Below are 24,415 nucleotides of genomic sequence, written 5' to 3' on the forward strand. Positions count from 1 at the left end.
GAGTTGGGGGTCCGATGCCGCTTCCCGTGCCCGTCCTTCCCGAGGGTGTCGATCCGGCCTGGTTACCGCCCGCCGCCTTCCGGGCGGTCGGTGGCCGGCGGACGCTGATCCGGGGATCGGGTCCGCTGGTGGAGACGGTGCATGGGGAGGTGGCCGAGGCCTGCCGGAGTTTCGGGGGCCGGGTCGTGCGGGACGCCGTCGCGGACGGCTCGTACGACCTGGTTCTCGGCCTCGGTACCGGCGAACTCGGTGACGAGGGCTTCACTCTCGCGCGTGCGGGCGGCACGACGACCGTCACCGCCTCGGGCGGCCGGGGGCTTCTGTACGGGCTGTTCCACGTCGTGCGTCTCGGAGAGGCGGCGTTCCTGGATGAGTGGGCGCCGCAAATCCATCGCCCGGCGCTCGCGCTGCGGATGCTCGACCACTGGGACAACGTGGCCGTGCACCCGGTCATGGGCCAGGTGGAGCGCGGGTACGCGGGCGGCTCGCTGTTCTGGCGGGACGGCGGGGCGCGGGGCGAACTCGAGCGGGTGCGGGCGTACGGCAGGCTGCTCGCGGCGTGCGGGATCAACGCGCTGAGCGTGAACAACGTCAACGTGCACGCGGCCGAGGCGCGGCTGCTGACCGACCGCATCGGTGACGTGGCCGAGATCGCGGGGGCGTTGCGGCCCTACGGCATCCGTACCCATCTGTCGGTCTCCTTCGCGTCCCCGGTCACGCTCGGCGGGCTGCCCACGGCCGACCCGCTGGACGAGGCGGTGCGCGACTGGTGGGCCGAGGCGACGCGGCGGGTGTACGAGGCCGTACCCGACTTCGGCGGGTACGTGGTGAAGGCCGACTCGGAGGGGCAGCCGGGGCCGTTCGCGTACGGCCGCAGTCACGCCGACGGTGCGAACCTGCTCGCGGCGGCGCTGGAGCCGTTCGGCGGCACGGTGCACTGGCGGGCGTTCGTCTACGACCACCGCCAGGACTGGCGGGACCGCACGACCGACCGGGCCCGGGCCGCGTACGACCATTTCGTGCCGCTGGACGGGGAGTTCGAGGCCGGTGCCGCGCTCCAGGTGAAGCACGGGCCGATGGACTTCCAGGTGCGCGAACCGGTCTCGCCGCTGATCGGGGCCATGCCGCGGACCCGGCTGGCGGTGGAGCTGCAGGTCACCCAGGAGTACACCGGGCAGCAGCGGCACACCTGCTGGCTGGGGCCCATGTGGAGCGAGGTGCTGCGGTTCCGGCACCAACCGGGCCTGACCGTCGCCGAGTTGGCGCGGGGCGGGCTCGTCGGCGTGTCCAACGCGGGTGACGACCCGTTCTGGACGGGGCATCCGCTGGCGCAGGCCAATCTGTACACCTTCGGGCGGCTGGCCTGGCAGCCGGACGCCGATCCGGGCGCGGTGCTCGACGAATGGATCGCGCTCGGCTTCCCGGACGCCCCCGCACGGCTGGCCGACGGGCTGCACGCCGTGCTCGACGGCTCGTGGCGGACGTACGAGAAGTACACCGCTCCCCTGGGGGTCGGCTTCATGGTGCAGCCGGGGCACCATTACGGGCCGAGTGTGGAGGGGTACGAGTACAGCCCGTGGGGGACCTATCACTTCGCCGACCGGGACGGCGTCGGGGTCGACCGCGGTGTGCGGGGCGGTACGGGGTTCGCCGGACAGTACGGCACGCCGTGGGCCGAGCTGTACGAGTCGCCGAAGACCTGCCCGGACGAGCTGCTGCTGTTCTTCCATCACGTGCCGTACGGGCATGTGCTGAAGAGCGGGAAGACGGTGGTCCAGCACATCTACGACACCCACTTCGAGGGGGTCGAGGAGGTCGAGGAGGCCCGGGCGGTGTGGGACTCGCTGGCCGGGCTGGTGGACCCGGCACGCCATGCCCGGGTGGCGGAGCGCTACGAGGAGCAGCTCCGCAGTGCCCGCGAGTGGCGCGATCAGGTCAACAGCTACTTCTTCCGCGCGTCCGGGGTGCCGGACGCGCGGGGGCGGCGAATCTTCTGAAGGGCCGCCACCCCCTTGTGCGTCATGCGGTGAAGTCCCTCCGCGTCTCGGCGATCACCGAGCGGCTGCCGTGCAGCAGGGACAGCAGCAGCGGGGCGGCCAGCAGGGCGGGAAGGGCCTCGGTCAGCACGGTCGCCGACGCGGCCGTCAGGACCAGCAGGGAGGCGGCGGCGAGAGTGGCGCGGCCGTGCCGGAACACGAAGTACGCGGCGAGGCGGGCGGTGTCCCGGGCGCGGAAGGCGAACAGGGACGTGAGGACGAGGGCGTGTGCGCCCCAGAGCAGGGAGCCGGTGCCGGTCAGCGCGAGCAGCAGCGCCCACCAGCCGGGCAGGCCGGTGGCGGAGAAGTGCGTGAGGGTGAAGGCGATGACCGTCAGCCACAGCAGCAGGGGCGCCCACAGCTTCAGTGCCGGTACGGCGTTGAGCCGCCAGCCGCGCAGATAGGCGCGGCCCGGGTGCAGCTCGGTGAGGTCGCGGCTGCGGTGGTGGAGGGCGTAGAGGGCGGCGGACAGGGCCGGCCCGAGGGGCAGCAGGCACAGGGCCGCCAGGGGGATGTTGGCCGGGTCGGGGCCGAGCAGCGGCAGTGCGGCCAGGCCCGGGGAGGCGGTGAGGAGGAGCAGCGCCTCGACGGTCAGGAGGGTGTGGATCAGGGCGCAGGCCCGGGAGAGGGTTCCGGTGCCGAAGCCGGAGGCGCGCACGGTGCTCATGTGGCGGCCTGCCGGCCGGGCGGCCGCCGCACGTGCCGGTGGCCCTGCCACGTGTGGCGGCGGTGCACCGCCGTTCCGCGGGTGAAACGGCCGCTCGGCGCCACGGGGACGCGGATCACCCGTTCTCCTTCCTGAACCGCTCGTAGGCCTTGTTGTGCAGGTCGACGAGCTGCTGCATGTTCTTCGACTTCAGCTCGGCGAGGTAGGAGTTCCACTGGGACAGCGGGCGTTTGCCGAGGACGAACTGGAGCGTGTTCTGGATGACGTGGTCCTTCAGCGGGGTCTCCCAGAGGGTGGCCTGCTCCTGCTCGAAGGACTGCAGGGGGTGGGCCGGGTCGACGGGCAGTTGCCGGCGCTGGGCCATGGCCTCCTGGAACTTCTTCTCGTCCGGGCCGAACATCGAGGAGACGAGCTCCCAGCTGCCCCCGTAGGCGAAGACGCCGTTGTAGAAACCGAAGTCCTTCTGCATGTCCTTCGGGGCGTCCGGGTCGGAGCCCATGAGGCTGATGCCGGGCTTCGGCCGGTACCGGCCTGCGGAGCGCGTGTGGGTGACGCCCTCGATGCCCCACCGGGCCAGCCGCTGGCCTTCGTCGGAGTACCAGAGCCAGTCCACGAACTGCATCATGGCGACGAAGTCGTCGCTCTTGAGCGCCTTGCTGGAGATCATGACGCCGTTCTCCAGCCGGCCGCCGCCCAGCACCACGGGACCGGCGGGTCCGAGCGGCACCGGCACCATGTCGATCCTCGCGCCCTTGACCTGCTTCTCCAGGTTGTACCGGTAGTCCTGCACCAGCACCTGCGGGTTGGCGCTCATCGCGTAGGACTTCTCGGCGAGCAGCTTCTGCAGCGCCTGGTCGTCGGTCTGGCTGAAGCTCTCGGGGTCCATGAGCTTCTCGGCGACGAGTCCGCGCAGGTACTCGACCATCTGGCGGTAGGCGTCCTGCGCGCCGGTGAACACGTACTTCTGCGCCTTGTGGTCGAAGCTGATGTTGTCGTACGTCCAGCCCGCCTTCACCCCGTACGCCTGGCCGAGGTAGCTGAACAGGGCGCCGCAGGGGAACGGGGTGTTGGTGCTCCAGCGGTCGGTGAGGGGGTACGTGCCCGGGTGCTCCTCCTTGAGCGCCTTGAGGACGTCGTACACCTCGTCCCACGTGGTGGGCAGGCTCAGGCCGTGCCGGTCGAGGACGTCCGTGCGGAAGGACAGCGAGTAGTTGGCCTTGGTCTTCTCGTGCAGGCCGGGCAGCAGGTAGTAGCGGCCGTCGGACTGGCGGATCGAGTCGAGCTCGGGCTCCAGCTTCCACTTGCGCACCTTCTCGCGGAAGTTCGGCATCAGCTTCACGTAGTCGCTGACCGGGAGGATCGCGCCCGAGGAGACGAAAGCGACCTCCGAGGGGTGGTACGTCTTCGGGATCAGGGAGGGGGCGTCGCCCGCGCCGATGAGCACGCTGCGCTTCTTCTCGTAGTCGGCGAGCGGCACGTCGACCGGCTCGAGGGTCACACCGGTGCGCTTGGTCAGCTCCTTCCAGAACAGCCAGTCGCTCTTCATCGGGTAGACCGGGTTGTTGTTGTGCAGCACCGCGAAGGACAGCGGCCTGGAGGCCTTGAACTGCTGCCCGGCCCGGTAGTTCTTCATGGCCCCGTCCTGCTTCTTCGACAGGTCCTTGCCGTCCCCGCCGTCGTCACCGCCGCCGCAGCCGGTGACCGTGGCGAGGCCGATGAAGCCGGCCGCGGCGAGTACCTGGCGCCGCGACAACCGTCCTTCGTTCTGCACGACAATCCCCTTGTTCCGTAGTCGAGTTGAGGAGCGGAACGCGGTCAGCCCTTGACCGCGCCGAGCATCACGCCCGAGACGAAGTAGCGCTGGACGAACGGGTACACGGCCAGGATCGGCAGGGCGGTGAGGACGATGGTGACCGACTGGATGTTGGCGCCGACCTGGCTGAGCTGCTCGGTTCCGGCACCGGCGTTGCCACCGCCGGTGGCGCCCTGGATGAGGTTGCGCAGGTAGACCGTGACCGGCATCAGCTCGGTCCGGTCCATGTAGAGGAACGCGCTGAACCAGGAGTTCCAGAAGGACACCGAGTAGAAGAGCACCATGGTCGCCACGACCGCCTTGGACAGCGGCAGCACGATCCTCAGCAGGGTGCCGTAGGTGCTCAGGCCGTCGATCTGCGCGGCCTCCTCCAGCTCCGTCGGCAGATTCTCGAAGAAGGCCTTCATCACCAGCAGGTTGAAGACGCTGATCGCGTTCGGCAGGGCGATCGCCCACACGCTGTTCTTCAGGCCGAGGCTGGTGACCAGGATGTAGTTCGGGATCAGGCCGCCGGTGAAGAACATGGTGAACACGGCGATGCCGACGAGCACGCCACGGCCCTTGAGGTGCTTCTTCGACAGGACGTAGGCGTAACAGGTCGTCAGGACCATGGCGACGGCCGTCGCCACGACCGTGTAGAGCACGGTGTTGCCGTAGTTCCGCCAGAACATCGAGTCCTGGAAGACGATCCGGTACGTGGTGAGGTTGAACCCCTTGGGCAGCAGCGTCACCTCACCGGCCCGGATCTGCCGCTCCCCGCTGAAGGACCGCGCGAGGATGTTGACGAAGGGGTAGAGGGTCACCAGCACGACGAGCGTGAGGATCACCCCGTTGACGCCCTGGAAGACCCGCTGGGAGCGGCTCGGCCTCACCACAGGCTCGTCCCCACCGTGCGGCGCGAGAGCGTGTTGGCGGACGTGATCAGGACCAGGCCGATGACCGCCTCGAACAGGCCGATGGCGGCGGCGTAGCTGAAGCTGTTGGACTCCACGCCGGCGCGGTAGACGTACGTCGAGATCACATCCGCGGTGGGGTAGGTGAGCGGGTTGTACAGCAGCAGCACCTTCTCGAAGCCGACCGCCATGAACGTGCCGACGTTGAGGATCAGCAGCGTGATCATGGTGGGGCGGATGCCGGGCAGGGTGACGTGCCAGATCTGCCGCCAGCGGCCCGCGCCGTCGATGCGGGCGGCTTCGTACAGGTCCTCGTCGATCGTGGTGAGCGCGGCGAGGTAGAGGATCGTGCCCCAGCCGGCGGTCTGCCAGATCTCGGAACCGACGTAGACGGTGCGGAACCACCCGGGTTCCTGGATGAAGCGGACCGGGTCGTGACCGAGCAGGCCGAGGACGTGGTTGACGGGGCCGTCGCTCGCGAGCATCTGCATCGTGATGCCCGCGACGATCACGATCGACAGGAAGTGCGGGAGGTACGACACCGACTGCACGAACCGCTTCAGGGAGCGCCGGCGCACCTCGTTCAGCAGCAGCGCGAGCACGATCGGGATCGGGAAGCAGAAGACGAGCGTGAGCCCGCCCAGCCACAGGGTGTTGCGGAACACCTGCCAGAAGGTGGGGTCACCGAGGAACATCCGCACATAGCGCAGGCCCACCCATTCCTCACCGAAGATCGAACCGCCGGGCTCGAAGCGCCGGAAGGCGATCACGTTGCCGATCATCGGCAGATAGCGGAAGACCAGGAAGAACAGCAGCGGCAGGATCGCCAGCGAGTACAACTGCCAGTCGCGGCGCAGTGCTCGTCGCCATGCGCTCCGGGTGGGCGCCCGCTCGCCGCGCCGGGGAGCGGCCCGGGCCGGCGGCTGGTCCTGGGAGCCCGGTGGGGCCGAAGTGGTGGACGTGCTCATTGCTCGGGCCTCCCGTGGACATGGGACGCGGAACCGAAACTTTCGAGCTCTTGCCGGTAACTTGCGGCAACCTATGGGGCTGAGAAAGCGCTGTCAATGGGTGCTGCGCCACTCGGGCGGGACGTTTGGGGCGCGTTGGAAGCCCATCGGAGCTGGGTATGACTCCGGAGTCACTCACCCTTGCCCGTCCGCAAGTTTCTGGATGACCACCGACTCCTGCGAGGTGCTGCTGTGCCGGCTTTCGACCTGCCACCGACCGAACTGGAGCGCCACCGCCCGGACATCGAGGAGCCCGCCGACTTCGACGCGTTCTGGCAGGACACCCTGACGGCGGCCGGGGAGGCGGAACCTCTGGTGTCGGTGCGGCCCGTGGAGACGGGCCTTCGGCTGACGCAGACCTGGGACGTGACGTTCCGGGGTTTCGCGGGCGACCCGGTGCGCGCGTGGTTCAGCCGGCCCGCCGGGACGGACGAACCGCTGCCCGCCGTGGTCGAGTTCGCCGGCTACGGGCGCGGTCGCGGCCTTCCGCACGAGCGCCTGACGTGGGTGAACGCCGGGTACGCGCACCTGCTCATGGACAACCGCGGCCAGGGCGACCAGTACGGGTGCGGCGGCGACACCCCCGATCCGCACGCCGTCGCACCGGGCGGGCCCGGGCCGGCGGTGCGCGGGCTGCTCGCCGCCGAGGACTATCACTACCGGCGTCTGATCACGGACGCGGTGCGTGCCGTCGCGGCCGTACGGGAGTTGCCGGGGGTCGATCCGGGGCGGATCGCCGCCGTGGGCAACAGCCAGGGAGGCGGACTGGCCCTGGCGGTCGCGGGGCTCGTGCCCGGACTGGCGGCACTGCTGACCACGGCGCCGCTGCTGTGCGGGATCCGGCGCGCCCTGGCCCTCACGGACGCCGGGCCCTACGGCGAGATCGCCTCCTACCTGTCCGTCCACCGGGGTGCCGAGCGTGCCGCCTTCCGGACCCTGTCCTATGTCGAGGGTGTCTCCTTCGCCCGCCGCGCGCAGGCCCCGGCCCACTTCGGGGTGGGCCTGCGGGACACGGTGTGCCCGCCGAGCGGGGCATACGCCGCCTTCAACCGCTACGCCGAACTGACCGGCACGGACCCGCGCAAGGAGATCCACGCCTATCCGTTCAACGGGCACGAAGGCGGCGAGGCGGTGCAGGTGCGGCGGCAACTGGACTGGCTGCGCGGGGTGCTGGGCTGACGATCCCCCGGGGTCACCCCGCGACCGGAGACTCCGCGGTGCAGCCGCCGGCGGTCACCAGGCCCCCGGCACTCTGCTCCTCGATCACCTTGCCCTTGTGGATGATCTTGCAGGTGATCCGGGAACCTTCGGGGTCGGCGGCGACCGGCATGACCGCCGCCGGCATGATGCCGCGCAGCGTGACCGTCTTCTTCCAGGGCAGTTCGGGCTTCGACACCGACTCGATCTTCGGATCCATGGCCTTGCCCCCGCCGCCGTGGAACTCGATCGAGTCGACGTTCTCCCCCGTCACCTCGTAGGTGACCTCGTACGTCTCGTCGACGGCCTTGTCGACCTGGTCGACCGCCTCGGAGCAGGCGGTGAGGCCGAGCGCGAGACCGGTGACGGCGACGGAACAGACGGCGGCGCGAAGGCTGCGCTTCAAAGGGATCCCCCCGGATCACGACGGTCGAGTCCCGCAGCCAACCGCAAAGGGCAGGTAAAGTCAACTCGCTTTACGCGCAGACCTGTTGGGCGATCGCCGGTGACGGCCGGCCGTCACACACCCGCACCCTCGCCGGCGAAGGCATTCGGCACACCGGCAGGGGCATCCGGTCCAGAGCCTCCTTCCGGAGCCGTTTACATCTGTGCCGCCGGGCGCTAACTTCCGCAACAGCGGGGTGGGAGCGCTCCCATCACGGTGGACCGGAACCCGCCCTCGAGCCGCCCCCACCCCGCACATCCGAACACCCGCACATCCGCAGGTCCGTACCCCACGAACGGATGGTGCTGTCATGATCGCGACAAAGAGGCCGGGGGGATCCGCGCTGCCCCGACCGGCGCTCCCCTCCCGGGCCAGAGCCCTCTTCCTCGTGCTGCTCTCCCTCCTCGTGACCGTCCCGGCCATCGGCCTGGTCATGACCTCCGGCGGCGAGGCGGAGGCGCACGGCACCCCCATGAAGCCCGGCAGCCGCACCTTCCTGTGCTGGCAGGACGGCCTGACGGACACCGGCGAGATCAAGCCGGTCAATCCCGCCTGCCGAGGCGCGCAGCAGGTCAGCGGCACCACGCCGTTCTACAACTGGTTCTCGGTGCTCCGCTCGGACGGCGCCGGCCGCACCCGGGGCTTCGTACCGGACGGCGAGCTGTGCAGCGGCGGCAACACCAACTTCACCGGGTTCAACACGCCCAGCAAGGACTGGCCGCTCACCCATCTCACCTCGGGCGCGACCGTCGACTTCTCGTACAACGCCTGGGCCGCGCACCCGGGTTGGTTCTACGTCTACATCACCAAGGACGGCTTCGACCCGACCAGGACGCTCACCTGGAACGACATGGAGGAGCGGCCGTTCCTGAGCGTCGACCACCCGGCACTGAAGGGCTCCCCGGGCACGGTCGAGGCCAACTACTCCTGGACGGGGAAGCTGCCGGCCGGCAAGTCGGGCCGCCACATCATCTACATGGTCTGGCAGCGCTCCGACAGCCAGGAGACCTTCTACTCCTGCTCCGACGTCGTGTTCGACGGCGGCAACGGCGAGGTGACCGGCATCAAGCAGCCGGGCACCCCGTCCGAGCCGGTCCCCGGCACCTGCACGGCCACCCGCAGGACGACCGGCACCTGGAACGGCGGCCACCAGTCCGAGGTGACCGTCACCAACACCGGCACGGTCCCGATGCTCGGCTGGATGGTCGACTGGACCCTCCCGGCGGGCCAGAAGGTCGACAGTCTGTGGAGCGGCAGCGCGACCTACAACGGCCAGGCGGTGATGGTCCACAACGCGGGCTGGAACGGCTCTCTCGCACCGGGCAAGAGCACGACGTTCGGATACGTCGTCTCCGGGGCGGGAGGTGACAGTACGAGCAGCCTGCCCTGCAGGGTGGGCTGAACCGCCGGACGGGCGGGCCCGGTGACCGGGGCGACGGTGACCGGGCCCGTCGCCACGGCACGCTCCGGGCGGGCCGGGCTGAGGGCCGGTACCCTCCCCGCGTTCCCGGCGACATAGGTTGGCGCCATGATGGAGGGGGCGAAGGCCGCGAGCGACTCGGCGGCCACGAACGGACGAGCCGGAGAGCAACGGCCGGAGACAGGCGGCCGGGGGAAGCGGCGCGGGGCGGCCCGCTCGTCCCTGCTGATGGCCCTGGGCACGATGGTGTCCCGGGCGACGGGCCTGATCCGGCAGGTGCTTCAGGCGGCGGCACTGGGCACGGGTTTGCTGGCGAGCACGTACAACACGGCCAACACCGTGCCGACGAGCCTGTACACGTTGTTCATCGGCGGTGCGCTCAACGCCGTGCTGGTGCCGCAACTGGTGCGGGCGCGAACCACCGAGGCCGACGGCGGCAGGGCCTACGAGCAGCGGCTGGTGACGCTCGTGGTGTGCGTCCTGGCCGTGGGGACGGTGCCGGCGGTGTGGGCCGCACCGCAGATCGTGGGCCTGTACATGCGCGACACCGCCGACGGCCATGAGGCGTTCGAACTGACAGTGGTCTTCGCCCGGTTCCTGCTGCCTCAGATCTTCTTCTACGGCCTGTTCGGCATCCTGGGGCAAGTGCTGAACGCCCGGGAGAAGTTCGGCGCGATGATGTGGACGCCGGTGCTGAACAACGTCGTGCTGATCGGCATGTTCGGCGTGTACCTGGGGCTGATGGCGGTCCCGGACCGGGTGGCGGACATCACCGCGACGCAGGTGCGGCTGCTGGGATGGGGCACGACGGCCGGCATCGCCCTCCAGGCCCTTGCGCTGGTCCCCTTCGTGCGCGCCGCGGGTTTCCGGTTCCGGCCGCGGTTCGACTGGCGGGGCGCGGGCCTGGGCAAGAGCGTCCACGCCGCGAAGTGGACGTTGCTGTTCGTCCTGGTCAACCAGGTCGCGCTGACCGTGGTGACGAACTTCGCCAACGCCGCGGACCAGGCGCTGCCGGATGCCGGTGCCGGCTACTCGGCCTACATGTACGCGCAGACCATCTGGATGCTGCCGCAGTCGATCGTGACCGTCTCCCTGGTGACCGCGCTGCTGCCGCGGATGAGCAGGGCCGCCGCCGAGGGCCGGATCCCCGAGTTGCGTGCCGACCTCTCGCGGGCGCTGCGGGTCACCGGGGTGGTCGTCGTGCCGGCCGGGTTCCTCTTCCTGGCTCTGGGCCCCCAGATCTCCACGCTGCTGTTCGCCCACGGTGCGGCCGACGCCGCGACCGCCCAGCCGCTCGGGCAGATGCTCCAGGCGTTCGGGCTCGGGCTGATCCCGTTCTCTGCGCAGTACCTCCTCCTGCGGGGCTTCTACGCCTTCGGGGACACCCGCACCCCGTTCTTCATGGCGACGTGGATCGCCGCGGTGAACATCGCGCTGGCCGGCTGCTGCCACCTGCTGCTGCCCGCGCGCTGGGCGGTGACCGGCATGGCCGGCGCCTACACGGTGTCGTACCTGGCAGGGCTGGTGATCACGGCGCGGCGGTTGCGCGGGAGGCTCGGCGGCCGGCTCGACGACGGGGAGGTGCGCCGGACGTACACGAAACTGCTGTGCGCCGCCGCCCTCGCCGCGGCGCCGGGCTGGGGGGCGGCCCGCGCCTGCGCCACGTCGCTGGGCGACGGCACCTTTCCCACCGCGCTGGGCCTGGCTGCCGGAACGGCCGTGATGGCGACCGTGTATCTCGCCCTGTCCCGCGTGATGAAGGTCGACGAACTCCGCGGCTTCGCCCTCCGGCGGTGACGGCGGCGGGATCCGGCCGGGCGGCGCCGCCTCAGCCGAGCGGCTGCCGGAGTGCCGACCGGGCGACCGGCCCCGCCGGGCATGCGGAGCGCACCAGGCCGGGCGCCCCATATGTCTCAATTATCCAGGTGTGCGATTCTGTGTGTGGGTGCCCTGCCGCTCGTGTGCGGCGTGGATCCGCCATGGGAGGCGCGACCCCGCGCCGCCGCTCCCGTGCCCGCGTCGTCGCCTGAGTTCCGGGGACTCCCACCTGCCGGTGGCTGCGGCATGGACGGGAGGTGGATGCGGACATGCCCCACTACGGCGATGCCCGGGCCGCGATCCCCGGTCTTCGGGCGCCGGGGAACGGGGGCCCCGGTCCGCCTCGCCCCGCTACGGAACCGGCCGCGCGAGCGCGGCTCCTGGCGTTCGCGGGGGTGACGCTGGCGGCGGTGTACGTACGCGTCGAAGACGGGGCCGAGCTGCGGCTGGTGGAGGCTGTCGGCGCCGGGGCGGAGCAGCGGTACCGGTTGCCGGGGCGGGTGGTGGTCCCGCTTCCGGGGCAGTCTCCCGTCGCGGGATCCGCGTCGTCGCCCGCCGGACCCGGGCATCGCGCCCCGAGCGGTTCCGGCGGGCCGGCATCGAGCGGTCGCAGCGGCCCGGCGCAGGACGTCGGTGCCCCCGGCGCCCCCTCCCCCGCCCCTTCCAGTCGTGCCGGTCCCGGCGGCACCCCTGCGGGCCCGGGGACGGAAGGCGGTGGCCCGGCCGTCGCCGAGGCCTATCTGCGGGGCCGGCCCGTGTGGCTCGCCGGTGTGGTGCTCGCCGGAGGGACGGACGGTGCGCCCGCCTCCGTCCCGCTCGGAGCCCTGCCGCTGGGGGCCGCGGGCGGCTGGCTGGGGTGTCTCGTCGTGGTGGGAGAGGCCGGGGAGGGGTTCGGGTCCGAGCAGCGGGAGTTCCTGGAGCAGTACGCCGAGGCCGTCGCCGAGCGGCTGCGCGGCGAGGCCGACCGGACGGCGCCCTCACCGCTGCTGGATCCGGCCCTGCGCGCCATGGGAGTCGGGTCCTTCGCCCTGTCGCCCGGGACCGGGCTGGTGGAGACCGACCCGGCGCTGCTCGAACTCGTCGGCATCCCCGAGGGCGGTTTCGACGGCAAGACCGACACCCTGCTCTCGGTCAGCGTGCCGGAGGACGTCCCCGCGCTGATGTCGGTCATCGAGCCGTCCGCGCAGGCGCCGGGCCGTCGTGAGCTGGAGTTCCGTATCCGCAGGCCCACCGGTGAACTGTGCTGGCTGCGGCTGAACTGCCGGGTGCTGAAAGGGCCCGACGGCGCTCCCGAACGGGTGCTGGGCGTGGTGAGCGCGGCGCCGGTGCTGCGCCGCAGTGCCAGCGACGTCGCCCGGATCCAGTGGCTGACGGCCGCGCTCGACGACGCCACGACCGTACGGGACGTCAGCCGGGTCGTCGTCGCCGCGTTGCGCGAGCCGCTGGGTGCCGACCGGGTGGCACTCGCCGAGCTGCTGGAGGACCGGCTGGCGGTCACCGTGCTCGACCCGCCGGGTGCCGGTGCCTGGCCGGAGCTGTGGCGCCGTGAGTGGCGCTCGGAGTGGCCCGACGCGCCGGTGTCCGCCCTGCCCACGCTCCAGGCGGCCCTGCGGGACGGGCGGATGAGCCTGTGGCCGGCGGGTTCCGCCCTCGAACCAGGGCTCGCCGGGGTGGGCCCCGGCGGGCTCGCGGTGCTGCCGCTGCCGGCCAGGAGCGGGGTGGCCGGGGTGTGCCTGGTCGGCTGGGACACCCCGCACGAGTTCGCGCCCGAGGAGCGGGCTCTGCTGACCGCCACCGCCGGCCTGGTCGGGCAGGCCCTCAAACGCGCGCACGCCTACGACGCCGAGCAGGAGCTCGCGACGATGCTCCAGCGCAGCCTGCTGCCGCGCCGGCTCCCCAAGCTGCCCGGGGGCACGGCCGTGGCCCGCTATCTGCCCGCCCGGCGCGGTCTCCAGGTGGGCGGCGACTGGTACGACGTGATCGCGCTGTCGGAGAGCAAGGTGGCCCTGGTGATCGGGGATGTGCAGGGACACAGCGCCGGGGCCGCGACGATCATGGGCCAGATGCGTACGGCGGTGCGCGCCTACGCCGTGGAGGGCCATCCCCCCGACGTGGTCGTCGCGCACGCCAACCGTCTGCTCGTCGGCATGGAGACCGACCTGTTCGCCACCTGCTGCTACGTCGAGCTGGACATGGAGGAGGGCAACGCGCTGTTCGTCCGGGCCGGGCACCTGGCCCCGCTGGCGCGGCACCCCGACGGCGGCACCGAGGAGATCGCGGTCGAGGGCGGACTCCCGCTGGGCGTCCTCGCGGAGGCGGAGTTCCCGCTGACGGCCCTCGCGCTGGCGCCGGGATCGGTGCTCGCGCTGGTGACGGACGGTCTGGTCGAGTCGGCGGACCTGCAGGTGGACGAGGGGATGCGGCTCGTGCGCCAGGCGCTCGCCGCAGCCGATCCCGCCGACCCGGGACGGATGGCCGACGAGCTGCTCGGAGAGGCCGGGCGGCGTGAGGACGACGTGGCGGTGCTGCTGCTGCGCTACGACGGGATGCGGGTACGGCCGGTGCGGGCGGGCTGGGTGGTGTGGCGGCTGCCGGACGCGGTGATGCACGCCCGCCGGTTCAGTGCGCGCACGCTGCGTTCCTGGGGCATCGCCGCCGAGGCCGACACCGTCCTGCTGGTGGTGTCGGAGCTGGTCACCAACGCGCTGGTGCACACGCAGGGCGCGGTCCGGGTGGAGCTGACCCTGGCGGCGGACCGGCTGCGGGTGACCGTGAACGACTCCTCACCGCGGGCACCGGCCAAACCGGTGGTCGTGGACTGGGAGTCGACGGGCGGGCGGGGCCTCTTCCTGGTCGAGGCCATGTCGGCGGCCTGGGGTTCGGTGCCGGTGGGCGGCGGCAAGCAGGTGTGGAGCGAGATCGTCGTCACGCGCCGGGAGAGCGAGCCCGGTGAGGAGCCCGACGAGGAACCGGAGAGCGAGCCGGAGGAGGAGCGCAGACCGGGCCGCGTCTGGGGCCTGGGCCGCGACCGGACCTGGGGCCTGGGCCGCAACCGGGACCGCCGCAAGACCCGTGACCAGGGCCGGTCCCGTGACGACGACCGGACGGAGGGACGCGAGGGCGAGCAGGCCGTCGGTCTCGACCGGGCCATGGAGCACATCGGTGACGGGGCCGCGGAGCCACCCGCGCCCCCTCACCCGGACCGGCCCCACGAGGGAGGCCCCTGATGCGCGGCCTGGGTCTGCGCGGTGCCGCCGGGCTGCTGGCGGTCCTGCTCGCCGTGTCCCTCACCGCGTGCGCGGACAGTGGCGGCGAGGGCGAGGGCGAGCTGACCATCGGGCTGTTGCTGCCGAGCCGGGCGGTGCCCCGCTGGGAGAAGTGGGACCGGCCCCTGATCGAGAAGCGGATCGGGGAGCTGTGCTCCGAGTGCAGGGTCGTGTACGCCAACGCCGAGAACGACGCGGGCAGCCAGCGGCAGCAGATGACCTCCATGATCACCCGGGGCGTCTCGGCGCTGCTCCTGGACGTCGTCGACCCCAAGGCCCTGCGCTCCTCGGTGCACGCGGCGCAGCGCGAGGGCATCCCGGTCGTCGCCTACGACCGCCTCGCCGAGGGCCCGATCTCGGGTTTCGTCAGTTTCGACGGCGCCGAGGTCGGCAGACTCCAGGGCCAGGAGCTGCTGAAGGGCATGGGCGCGAGGGCCGACGGTGGCGGTGTCGTCATGGTGAACGGCGACCCGTCCAGCCCCAACGCCGCCTGGTACCAGGGCGGGGCGCGGTCCGTCCTGAAGGACGAGGTGCGCATCCTGAAGTCGTACGACACCGTGGGGTGGCGCACGGAGAACGCGCACGACCACATGTCCGCCGCGATCAGTGCCCTCGGCCCGGGCGCGATCGACGGGGTGCTCGCGGCCAACGACTCCATCGCGGCCGGTGTCATCTCGGCCCTCAAGAGCGCCCGTGTCACGCCGCTGCCCCCGGTCACCGGGCAGGACGCCGACCTCGACGCCGTGCAGCGCATCGTCCAGGGCGAGCAGTACATGACCGTCTACAAACCGTTCCGGCAGGAGGCCGAGGCGGCCGCCGCGATGGCCGTCGCCCTGGCCCGCGGCAACGACATCGACTCCCTGGTCACGACGAAGGTGGACAGTCCCACGACCGAGGACGTCCCGGCGATCCTGCTCACGCCCACCGCCGTGACGCGCGAGACGATCGGCCGGACGCTCGTCCGCAACGGTGTCTACACGCTCGACCAGATCTGCACCCCGAAGTTCCGCTCGGCCTGTGTCCGCGCCGGGCTCACCCGGTGAGCGAGGTGGTCCCCGTGGCCCATCCCCCCGTCCTGGCCCTGCGTGGCATCACCAAGCGGTTCGGCGGTGTCCAGGCGCTGGTGGACGTCGACCTGCAGGTCCGGGCCGGTGAGGTGGTGGCCCTGGCCGGTGACAACGGAGCGGGCAAGTCCACGCTGGTCAAGGTGATCTCCGGGGTCAGCCCCGCCGACCGGGGCGTCATCGAGTGGGAGGGGCGCCTCGTGCAGATCAAACGCCCGCACGACGCCCACGCCCTCGGCATCGCGACCGTCTACCAGGACCTCGCCATGTGCGACAACCTGGACGTCGTCGGCAATCTCTTCCTCGGCCGTGAGATCGACCGGGTGGGCGTCCTCGACGAGGTGGAGATGGAGCGCCGGGCCCGTGACCTGATGCGGGCGCTGTCGATCCGCATCCCCGACGTGCGGGTGCCGGTCGCCGTGCTGTCGGCCGGGCAGCGGCAGGCCGTCGCGATCTCCCGCTCGCTGATGGGCGCCCCCAAGGTGCTGCTGCTCGACGAGCCCACCGCCGCCCTCGGCGTGGAGCAGACCAGCCATCTGCTCGACCTGATCGAGGAGGTCCGCGACCGCGGTATGGCGATCATCCTCATCAGTCACAACATGGGCGACATCAAGGCCGTCGCGGACCGGGTCGCGGTGCTGCGGCTGGGCCGCAACAACGGTCTGTTCGACGTGAGCACCGTGACCCAGGAGCAGATCATCTCCTCTGTCACGGGGGCGGCGGACAACGCGGTGGCCCATCGCTCCAAGGGCGACGAAGGGGCGTGGCCGTGAGCCGCGGCGGCGGGCCGCACCCGGACGGCGGACCGGCGGGGCCGGGCAGCGCCGGGCCGGTCACCACGGATCGCGAACAGGCCGCCACCCGAGGGTGGCGCGACGGGGTGCGCCAGTACGCACTGGAGGTCCGCGGCAGCGTGCGGGGCGGGGAGCGGGGGCCGCTGCTGGTCCTCGCCGGGCTGCTCGTGATCTGGATCGTGTTCCAGGGCCTGGACGACAAGTTCCTCTCGCCGCGCAACCTGTCCAACCTCAGCGTGGACATCGTCGGGACCGGGCTGGTGGCCGTCGGGATCGTGTTCGTGCTGCTGATCCGGGAGATCGATCTGTCGGTCGGTTCGGTCAGCGGCCTGGCGGGGGCGGCGTTCGCCGTGCTGAACGTGAACCACGGGGTGCCGGAGTGGCTGGCGGTGATCGTGGCGGTGGCGGTGGGGACGGCCGTGGGTGCCTTCCACGGGTTCTTCCACGCCTGGCTCGGTGTGCCCGCGTTCGTGGTGACGCTGGCCGGACTGCTGATCTGGAACGGCCTGACGCTCTACCTGCTGGGTGCCAGCGGCACGATCAACATCGACGAGGAGGGCCTGGTCGCCTCCCTGACCAGCCGGCACTTCGGCAACGACCTGGTGGCGTACGCGGTCGCCGCGCTCGGCACGGCCGGGTACTTCCTGGCCGCCCACCGCCGGCGCAGCCGCCACCGGGCGGCCGGGATGCCCTACCGGACGGAGGGCGACATCGGGATGCGCACCGGTCTGCTCGCGGTGGTCGCCTTCGCCGGTGCCCACACCCTCAACCGGTTCCAGGGGCTGCCGCTGGCGCTGCTGATCTTCCTGGTGGTCCTGGTCGTCTCGGACTACCTGTTGCGCCGCACTCGTTACGGGCGGCGGGTGTACGCGCTCGGCGGCGGGGTCGAGGCGGCGCGGCGGGCCGGGATCGGGGTGGAGCGGGTGCGGGTCGCGATGTTCATGGTGTCGGGGACGCTGGCCGCCTTCGGCGGGCTGTTCGTGGCGTCGGGACTGACCTCGGCGAGCCCCACGACGGCCCGGGCCGCCGGTTCGGGGATGCTGCTGATCAACGCCATCGCGGCGGCCGTCATCGGCGGGACCAGTCTCTTCGGCGGGCGGGGCTCGCCCTGGTCGGTGCTGCTGGGTGTGGTGGTGATCCAGTCGATCGCCTCGGGGATGGGGCTGCTGGGGGTCCAGGACGCCGTGCAGTTCATGATCACCGGCGGGGTGCTGCTGGCCGCCGTGGCGGCCGACGCGTTGTCCAGACGTGCCCAGGCGCGAGGAGGCCGACCGTGACCGCGCCCTGCCCGGAATGAACCTGTCTATGCCTTTTCCCATGTAATGCCTAATAAAGAGCAAAGGTGGGTAGGGGCCGAGGTGTCATGAAACGCAGCCGCCTCGCCCAGGCGGCCGTGGCCGTCGCGGTCGCGGCCGGACTGGTCCTCGCCGGGTGCGGTGACGCCGATCTGCCCGGCGGTGAGGAGCAGGCCGAGCTCAGCGTGCTCGCGACGGACGTGCCGCAGATCCAGACCTTGAAGAAGCTCACCAAGAGGCACTTCACGGCGCAGACCGGCATCACCGTCGACTACACGCTGCTCCCGGAGAACGAGGCGCGGCAGAAGATGAACCGCGAGTTCGCGACCCAGGCCGGCACCTACGACGTGGCCAGCGTCAGCGCGTACGAGGTGCCGATCTACGCGGACAACGGCTGGCTCGCCCCGCTGGACTCCTACGTGAAGGCCGATGAGGACTTCGACCAGGACGACGTCTTCGAGAACCTGGCGTCCTCGCTGACCGGCGAGGACGGCAGGCTCTACGCCGAGCCGTTCTACGGCGAGGGCTCCTTCCTGATGTACCGCAAGGACCTGTTCCGCAAGGACGGGCTGACCATGCCGGCGGAACCCACCTGGAAGCAGGTCGCCGACCTCGCCGCCCGGGTCGACGGCTCGGAGGGCGCGAGCGGCATCTGCCTGCGCGGCCTGCCCGGCTGGGGCCAGAACCTCGCCCCCATCAACACGGTCGTCAACACCTTCGGCGGCGCCTGGTACGACATGGACTGGAACGCCCGGCTGACCTCTCCGGAGTTCAGGAAGGCCGTCGCGTTCTACGTCCGCCTGCTCCGCTCCCACGGCCAGCCCGGCGCCGAGCGGATGGGCGTGCTGGAGATCCTGGACCGTTTCGTCGAGGGCAAGTGCGCCATGATGTACGACGCCACGTCGCTGGCCTCGTCGATCGAGGCCGACAGCTCCCCGGTCAAGGGCAAGGTGGGCTACGTCCCGGCCCCGCACGAGAAGACCGACAAGGCCGGCTGGGTGTGGACCTGGGCCTGGGGCATCCAGCAGGCGTCGGAGCACAAGGACGCAGCGTGGGAGTTCATCTCCTGGGCCTCCTCCAAGCAGTTCCAGGAGCTGGTCGGCCAGGAGATGGGCTGGACCGCGGCCCCCGCCGGGAACCGCAGGTCGCTGTACGAGAAGCCCGAGTACCAGCAGGCCGCCGCTGCCTGGTACCGGCAGGAGTACACGGCGGCGACGGACTCCGCCGACCCGAAGGACCCGGGCGTCGGCCCCCGCCCCTACACCGGCATCGGCTTCCTCGGCATCCCCGAGTTCGCCGTGCTGGGGACGGCGGTCTCCGAGCAGATCGCGGCCGCCATCGCCGGCCGGCAGTCGGTGGACGCGGCCCTCGACAAGGCGCAGGACCTCGCCCAGGCCGCGGCGGCGAAGTACCGCGGCGAGTGAAGCGGCTTGCGCGGTGGATCCGGCGAACGGCGCGGGCCGCGCCCCCGGTCACCCGGGGACGCGGCCCTCGAACTGCCGTGGTGGTCCGCTTACTTGCGGATCAGGCTGCGCAGCACATACTGCATGATGCCGCCGTTGCGGTAGTAGTCCGCTTCGCCGGGGGTGTCGATGCGGACGACCGCGTCGAACTCGACGCCGGTGTCGGTGGTGACCTTCACCGTGCGCGGGGTGGTGCCGTTGTTGAGCTCCTCGACGCCGGTGAAGTCGAAGGTCTCCTCACCGGTGAGGCCGAGGGACGCGGCGGTCTGGCCCTCCGGGAACTGCAGCGGCAGGACGCCCATGCCGATGAGGTTCGAGCGGTGGATGCGCTCGTAGGACTCGGCGATGACGGCCTTGACGCCCAGGAGCGCGGTGCCCTTGGCGGCCCAGTCACGGGACGAGCCGGAACCGTACTCCTTGCCCGCGAGCACGACGAGCGGGATGCCCTGCTCGATGTAGTTGCGCGAGGCGTCGTAGATGAAGGAGACGGGGCCGCCGTCCTGGGTGAAGTCGCGGGTGTAGCCGCCCTCGGTGCCCGGCGCGATCTGGTTGCGCAGGCGGATGTTGGCGAACGTGCCGCGGATCATGACCTCGTGGTTGCCGCGGCGCGAGCCGTAGCTGTTGAAGTCGCGGCGCTCGACGCCGTGCTCCGTGAGGTACTGGCCGGCCGGGGTGTCGGCCTTGATGGCGCCGGCCGGGGAGATGTGGTCGGTGGTGACCGAGTCGCCCAGCTTGGCGAGCACCCGGGCGCCGGAGATGTTCTCGACCGGGGCCGGCTCGTGGGCCATGCCCTCGAAGTACGGGGGCTTGCGCACGTAGGTGGACTCGGCGTCCCACTCGAAGGTGTTGCCGGTCGGGATGGGCAGCGCCTGCCACTGGGCGTCGCCCGCGAAGACGTCGCTGTAGGACTTGGAGAACATGTCCTCGCCGATGGCGTTGGCGACGACGTCGTTCACCTCGGCCTCGGAGGGCCAGATGTCCTTCAGGAAGACCGGGTTGCCGTCCTGGTCGGTGCCCAGGGCGTCCTTGGTGATGTCCACCTTCATGGAGCCGGCGAGCGCGTAGGCCACGACCAGCGGCGGGGACGCCAGGTAGTTCATCTTGACGTCGGGGTTGATCCGGCCCTCGAAGTTCCGGTTGCCGGAGAGGACCGAGGTGACCGCGAGGTCGTGGTCGTTGACGGCCTTGGAGACCTCCTCCGGCAGCGGGCCGGAGTTGCCGATGCAGGTGGTGCAGCCGTAGCCGACGAGGTTGAAGCCGACCTTGTCGAGGTAGGGGGTCAGGCCCGCCTTCTCGAAGTAGTCGGTGACGACCTTGGAGCCCGGGGCGAGGGTGGTCTTGACCCAGGGCTTGCGGGTCAGGCCCTTCTCCACCGCCTTCTTGGCCACCAGCGCGGCGGCGACCATGACGTACGGGTTGGAGGTGTTGGTGCAGGAGGTGATGGCCGCGACCGTCACCGCGCCGTGGTCGATCTCGTACGACGTGCCGTCGGGGGCGGTCACGGTGACCGGGTTGGACGGGGTGCCGTTCGGGATCGTCGAGGGCGCGTCGGAGCCGGGGAAGGACTCCTTGCTGGCCTCGTACTCGTCGTTGACGTAGTTGCGCACGTCCTGCGCGAACTGCTCGGCGGCGTTCGCGAGGACGATGCGGTCCTGCGGGCGCTTCGGGCCGGCGATGGACGGCACGACGGTCGACAGGTCGAGCTCGAGCTTCTCGGAGAAGTCGGGCTCGGCGGCCGGGTCGAGCCAGAGGCCCTGCTCCTTGGCGTACGCCTCGACCAGGGCGAGCTGCTGCTCGCTGCGGCCGGTGAGCCGCATGTAGTTGATGGTCTCGTCGTCGATCGGGAAGATCGCGGCGGTGGAGCCGAACTCCGGCGACATGTTGCCGATGGTGGCGCGGTTGGCCAGCGAGGTGGCGGCGACGCCCTCGCCGTAGAACTCGACGAACTTGCCGACGACGCCGTGCTTGCGCAGCATCTCGGTGATGGTCAGCACGAGGTCGGTGGCGGTGGTGCCGGGCCGCAGCTCACCGGTGAGCTTGAAGCCGACGACGCGCGGGATGAGCATGGAGACCGGCTGGCCGAGCATGGCGGCCTCGGCCTCGATGCCGCCGACGCCCCAGCCGAGGACGCCGAGGCCGTTGACCATGGTGGTGTGCGAGTCGGTGCCGACCAGGGTGTCCGGGTAGGCCTTGCCCTCGCGGACCATGACGACCCGGGCCAGGTGCTCGATGTTCACCTGGTGGACGATGCCGGTGCCGGGCGGGACGACCTTGAACTCGTCGAAGGCGGTCTGGCCCCAGCGCAGGAACTGGTAGCGCTCCTTGTTGCGGCCGTACTCCAGGTCGACGTTCTGCTTGAAGGCGTCGTTGGTGCCGAACTTGTCGGCGATGACGGAGTGGTCGATGACCAGCTCGGCCGGCGCCAGCGGGTTGATCTTCGCCGGGTCGCCGCCCAGCTCCTTGACGGCCTCACGCATGGTCGCGAGGTCCACGACACAGGGAACGCCGGTGAAGTCCTGCATGATCACGCGGGCCGGCGTGAACTGGATCTCCTGGCTGGGCTGGGCCTGCGAGTCCCATCCGCCGAGGGCACGGATGTGGTCGGCGGTGATGTTCGCGCCGTCCTCGGTGCGGAGCAGGTTCTCCAGCAGGACCTTGAGGCTGTAGGGAAGGCGGGCCGAGCCCTCCACCTTGTCCAGCCGGAAGATCTCGTACGACTCGTCGCCCACCTGCAGCGTGCTGCGGGCGTCGAAGCTGTTCGCCGACACGACAGTCTCCTTCATTGATGTGCGCGTACCACCACGATCCTGCCGCCACGGCATCTCGGCCGATCCGCTAAGGTAAGGCTAAGTTAGGTATGCCTTACCGAGGGTGGCGGCTTGCGGTGCTCTCTCGGCAGATATCTCGATGTCGAGATAACTCTAGTACACGAGCGCCGGATGGTCATGCCCCGGCGCCCCTCGCACGGTCATGCGCCCACTTTTCCCGGGTATCCGAACGAGGTCCGCACACGACGGACCGGGTATCCACGCATGACGGAGAGGAGACAGGCATGCCGCTCACGTTCCGCAAGAGTTTCCGGATCCTTCCGGGGGTGCGACTGAACATCAACAAGCGCTCCTGGTCGATCACCACCGGCGGCGGAAAGAACGGCCCCCGTTACACCCGCAGCAGTACAGGACGCCGCACGACCTCGATGGATCTGCCCGGACCCTTCGGATGGCGGCGCACCACGAGGACACGTCGACACTGAGCGCGCCGGGCGGGGTTGACATCCCGTCACCCGTTCGGACCCCCCGGTCGGGCCGCATCTCATATCTGAGATAACCTCAGCCTCATGGCAGACGACTATCTCGAACGCATCGGCAAGCTCATCCGTGACGCCAGGCAGCACCGTGGCTGGACACAGTCGCAACTGGCCGAGGCGCTGGGCACCAGCCAGAGTGCCGTCAACCGGATCGAGCGCGGCAACCAGAACATCAGCCTTGAGATGATCGCGCGCATCGGGGAGGCCCTCGACAGCGAGATCGTGTCGCTCGGCTACGCCGGTCCGATGCACCTGCGGGTGGTCGGCGGGCGCCGGCTGTCCGGTGCCATCGACGTGAAGACGAGCAAGAACGCGTGCGTGGCACTGCTGTGCGCCTCCCTGCTCAACGAGGGGCGCACGGTGCTGCGCCGCGTCGCCCGCATCGAGGAGGTGTACCGCCTCCTCGAGGTGCTGAGCTCCATCGGCGTGCGCACGCGGTGGATCAACGACGGCGTCGACCTGGAGATCGTGCCGCCGGCCGAGCTGAACCTGGCGGCGATCGATGCGGACGCGGCCCGCCGCACCCGCTCCATCATCATGTTCCTCGGCCCGCTGCTGCACCGCGTGGACGCCTTCAAGCTGCCCTACGCCGGCGGCTGCGACCTCGGCACCCGCACGATCGAGCCGCACATGATCGCGCTGCGCCGCTTCGGCCTGGACATCGCCGCCACCGAGGGCCAGTACCACGCCCGGGTCGACCGCGCGGTCAGTCCGGACCGCCCGATCGTCCTGACCGAACGCGGCGACACGGTCACCGAGAACGCCCTGCTCGCGGCCGCCCGGCACGACGGCACCACCGTCATCCGCAACGCCTCCTCCAACTACATGGTCCAGGACCTCTGCTTCTTCCTGGAGGCCCTCGGCGTCAAGGTCGACGGCATCGGCACGACCACGCTCACCGTGCACGGCGTGCCCACCATCGACGTCGACGTCGACTACTCCCCCTCCGAGGACCCGGTCGAGGCGATGAGCCTGGTGGCCGCGGCCGTGGTGACGGAGTCGCAGCTGACGGTCCGGCGCGTGCCCATCGAGTTCCTGGAGATCGAGCTCGCGGTCCTGGAGGAGATGGGCCTCGACCACGACCGCACGCCCGAATACTTCGCCGACAACGGGCGCACCCGGCTGGTGGACCTCACCGTCCGGCCCTCCAAGCTGGAGGCGCCGATCGACAAGATCCACCCCATGCCGTTCCCGGGCCTGAACATCGACAACGTCCCGTTCTTCGCGGCCATCGCGGCGGTCGCCCAGGGCAAGACCCTCATCCACGACTGGGTCTACGACAACCGGGCGATCTACCTGACCGACCTCAACCGCCTCGGCGGCAGGCTCCAGCTCCTGGACCCCCACCGCGTCCTGGTCGAGGGCCCGACGCGCTGGCGCGCCGCCGAGATGATGTGCCCGCCGGCCCTGCGCCCCGCGGTGGTCGTCCTGCTGGCGATGATGGCGGCCGAGGGCACGTCGGTGCTGCGCAACGTGTACGTCATCAACCGGGGTTACGAGGAGCTGGCGGAGCGGCTGAACTCGGTGGGGGCGCAGATCGAGACGTTTCGGGACATCTGACGAGCGGATGCCGCCGACCCCCGTCCGGCCCGCTGGGGTGTCAAGCGACACGCGCCCCCTGGCGTTCCGCGTGGCGGGCGCGGCGCCGGGCACGGGGTTCCTCCAGGGTGCCGAGGGCCTCGAGCACGAGGCGGACACAGCACGAGAAGGCGGTCAGGAGCGCCGGCGCGAGGAACGCCCCGTCCCAGACGACCGTGGTCAGGATGAGGAGCGCCGCCCCCCATGCCGTCGCGGCGGCGGCCCCTGCCCGGCGGCGCATCGGGAACAGCAGCCACGGGACGACCGGGGCGAAGAAGAACATGGCGAAGCCTATGAGCAGTACTGCGGCGGCCATGGCGGGCACCTCGCTCGTCTCTCGCAAGGAGGGGTG

18 protein-coding genes are annotated in these 24,415 nt (G+C 70.9%); 11 read left to right on the forward strand and 7 right to left on the reverse strand.

The genetic code is table 11. The annotated features are described in order from the left end of the window. Window positions 1-14 precede the first annotated feature (14 nt). Window positions 15-1,997 carry an alpha-glucuronidase gene (locus tag ADK65_RS01265; RefSeq protein WP_053667872.1) on the forward strand — a complete coding sequence of 661 codons (1,983 nt, stop codon included), beginning with the start codon at window positions 15-17 and terminating at the stop codon, window positions 1,995-1,997. Between the two features lie 22 nt (window positions 1,998-2,019). On the opposite strand, the gene ADK65_RS01270 is transcribed toward ADK65_RS01265, so the two are convergent. From ADK65_RS01270 to ADK65_RS01285, 4 genes are all read right to left on the reverse strand, one after another. Continuing rightward, window positions 2,020-2,703: a hypothetical protein gene (locus ADK65_RS01270; RefSeq protein WP_053667873.1), complete on the reverse strand. Its 684-nt coding sequence runs from the start codon at window positions 2,701-2,703 to the stop codon at window positions 2,020-2,022. Between the two features lie 115 nt (window positions 2,704-2,818). Next, window positions 2,819-4,474, reverse strand: coding sequence for an extracellular solute-binding protein (locus ADK65_RS01275; protein WP_053667874.1), 1,656 nt, complete (start codon window positions 4,472-4,474; stop codon window positions 2,819-2,821). Between the two features lie 44 nt (window positions 4,475-4,518). After that, on the reverse strand, window positions 4,519-5,391 hold the full coding sequence (locus ADK65_RS01280; protein ID WP_053667875.1) for a carbohydrate ABC transporter permease: 873 nt from the start codon (window positions 5,389-5,391) through the stop codon (window positions 4,519-4,521). Beyond that, window positions 5,385-6,377: an ABC transporter permease gene (locus tag ADK65_RS01285; protein ID WP_053667876.1), complete on the reverse strand. Its 993-nt coding sequence runs from the start codon at window positions 6,375-6,377 to the stop codon at window positions 5,385-5,387. Before ADK65_RS01285 ends, ADK65_RS01280 begins: the two co-directional genes overlap by 7 nt. Before the next feature lie 231 nt (window positions 6,378-6,608). On the opposite strand from ADK65_RS01285, the gene ADK65_RS01290 reads away from it, so the two are divergent. Then, a complete protein-coding gene (locus ADK65_RS01290; RefSeq protein ID WP_053667877.1) occupies window positions 6,609-7,595 on the forward strand; it encodes an acetylxylan esterase in 987 nt (328 codons plus the stop codon). A 13-nt stretch (window positions 7,596-7,608) separates the two neighbouring features. Here the strand turns inward: ADK65_RS01290 and ADK65_RS01295 are convergent, their stop codons facing one another. Continuing rightward, window positions 7,609-8,019 carry an MmpS family transport accessory protein gene (locus tag ADK65_RS01295; RefSeq protein ID WP_053667878.1) on the reverse strand — a complete coding sequence of 137 codons (411 nt, stop codon included), beginning with the start codon at window positions 8,017-8,019 and terminating at the stop codon, window positions 7,609-7,611. A 349-nt stretch (window positions 8,020-8,368) separates the two neighbouring features. Here ADK65_RS01295 and ADK65_RS01300 point away from each other — a divergent pair, with 349 nt between their 5' ends. From ADK65_RS01300 to ADK65_RS01330, 7 genes are all read left to right on the forward strand, one after another. Further along, entirely contained in the window at window positions 8,369-9,460 is a 1,092-nt protein-coding gene (locus ADK65_RS01300) for a lytic polysaccharide monooxygenase auxiliary activity family 9 protein (RefSeq protein WP_078955746.1), read from the forward strand. A 126-nt stretch (window positions 9,461-9,586) separates the two neighbouring features. Further along, window positions 9,587-11,275 (forward strand): murein biosynthesis integral membrane protein MurJ, encoded by a 1,689-nt coding sequence (gene murJ / locus ADK65_RS01305; protein ID WP_053667879.1) that lies wholly within the window; start codon window positions 9,587-9,589, stop codon window positions 11,273-11,275. 431 nt (window positions 11,276-11,706) lie between these two features. Beyond that, window positions 11,707-14,523 carry a SpoIIE family protein phosphatase gene (locus ADK65_RS01310; protein WP_234352763.1) on the forward strand — a complete coding sequence of 939 codons (2,817 nt, stop codon included), beginning with the start codon at window positions 11,707-11,709 and terminating at the stop codon, window positions 14,521-14,523. Further along, a complete protein-coding gene (locus tag ADK65_RS01315; RefSeq protein WP_053667880.1) occupies window positions 14,523-15,605 on the forward strand; it encodes a substrate-binding domain-containing protein in 1,083 nt (360 codons plus the stop codon). The genes ADK65_RS01310 and ADK65_RS01315 overlap by 1 nt, the downstream gene beginning before the upstream one ends. A gap of 14 nt (window positions 15,606-15,619) precedes the next feature. Continuing rightward, on the forward strand, window positions 15,620-16,399 hold the full coding sequence (locus ADK65_RS01320) for an ATP-binding cassette domain-containing protein (protein WP_053667881.1): 780 nt from the start codon (window positions 15,620-15,622) through the stop codon (window positions 16,397-16,399). Next, window positions 16,396-17,697, forward strand: coding sequence for a sugar ABC transporter permease (locus ADK65_RS01325; protein ID WP_107092195.1), 1,302 nt, complete (start codon window positions 16,396-16,398; stop codon window positions 17,695-17,697). Before ADK65_RS01320 ends, ADK65_RS01325 begins: the two co-directional genes overlap by 4 nt. A gap of 86 nt (window positions 17,698-17,783) precedes the next feature. Next, on the forward strand, window positions 17,784-19,139 hold the full coding sequence (locus ADK65_RS01330; RefSeq protein WP_053667883.1) for an ABC transporter substrate-binding protein: 1,356 nt from the start codon (window positions 17,784-17,786) through the stop codon (window positions 19,137-19,139). Between the two features lie 89 nt (window positions 19,140-19,228). On the opposite strand, the gene acnA is transcribed toward ADK65_RS01330, so the two are convergent. Then, a complete protein-coding gene (acnA, locus tag ADK65_RS01335) occupies window positions 19,229-21,946 on the reverse strand; it encodes an aconitate hydratase AcnA (RefSeq protein ID WP_053667884.1) in 2,718 nt (905 codons plus the stop codon). Between the two features lie 284 nt (window positions 21,947-22,230). Here acnA and ADK65_RS01340 point away from each other — a divergent pair, with 284 nt between their 5' ends. Together ADK65_RS01340 and ADK65_RS01345 are read left to right on the forward strand one after the other, a co-directional pair. After that, window positions 22,231-22,431, forward strand: a complete 201-nt coding sequence (locus ADK65_RS01340) for a DUF4236 domain-containing protein (RefSeq protein WP_053667885.1) — start codon at window positions 22,231-22,233, stop codon at window positions 22,429-22,431. Window positions 22,432-22,515: 84 nt separating this feature from the next. Then, entirely contained in the window at window positions 22,516-24,045 is a 1,530-nt protein-coding gene (locus ADK65_RS01345) for a helix-turn-helix domain-containing protein (protein WP_053667886.1), read from the forward strand. 40 nt (window positions 24,046-24,085) lie between these two features. On the opposite strand, the gene ADK65_RS01350 is transcribed toward ADK65_RS01345, so the two are convergent. After that, the gene (locus ADK65_RS01350) at window positions 24,086-24,379 is read right to left on the reverse strand and encodes a hypothetical protein (RefSeq protein WP_159038697.1); all 294 of its coding nucleotides are present in this window, start codon (window positions 24,377-24,379) and stop codon (window positions 24,086-24,088) included. Between the last annotated feature and the right edge of the window lie 36 nt (window positions 24,380-24,415).

Origin of the sequence: Streptomyces sp. NRRL B-1140 (genome assembly GCF_001280065.1) — a bacterium.
In the GTDB taxonomy this organism is placed as follows: domain Bacteria; phylum Actinomycetota; class Actinomycetes; order Streptomycetales; family Streptomycetaceae; genus Streptomyces.

Coding starts and splice junctions, on each gene's coding strand:
- murJ (WP_053667879.1), top strand. CDS start 9,587: ATGATGGAGGGGGCGAAGGCCGCGAGCGACTCGGCGGCCACGAACGGA.
- ADK65_RS01345 (WP_053667886.1), top strand. CDS start 22,516: ATGGCAGACGACTATCTCGAACGCATCGGCAAGCTCATCCGTGACGCC.
- ADK65_RS01350 (WP_159038697.1), bottom strand. CDS start 24,379: ATGGCCGCCGCAGTACTGCTCATAGGCTTCGCCATGTTCTTCTTCGCC.
- ADK65_RS01300 (WP_078955746.1), top strand. CDS start 8,369: ATGATCGCGACAAAGAGGCCGGGGGGATCCGCGCTGCCCCGACCGGCG.
- ADK65_RS01285 (WP_053667876.1), bottom strand. CDS start 6,377: ATGAGCACGTCCACCACTTCGGCCCCACCGGGCTCCCAGGACCAGCCG.
- ADK65_RS01270 (WP_053667873.1), bottom strand. CDS start 2,703: ATGAGCACCGTGCGCGCCTCCGGCTTCGGCACCGGAACCCTCTCCCGG.
- ADK65_RS01265 (WP_053667872.1), top strand. CDS start 15: ATGCCGCTTCCCGTGCCCGTCCTTCCCGAGGGTGTCGATCCGGCCTGG.
- ADK65_RS01340 (WP_053667885.1), top strand. CDS start 22,231: ATGCCGCTCACGTTCCGCAAGAGTTTCCGGATCCTTCCGGGGGTGCGA.
- ADK65_RS01330 (WP_053667883.1), top strand. CDS start 17,784: ATGAAACGCAGCCGCCTCGCCCAGGCGGCCGTGGCCGTCGCGGTCGCG.
- ADK65_RS01315 (WP_053667880.1), top strand. CDS start 14,523: ATGCGCGGCCTGGGTCTGCGCGGTGCCGCCGGGCTGCTGGCGGTCCTG.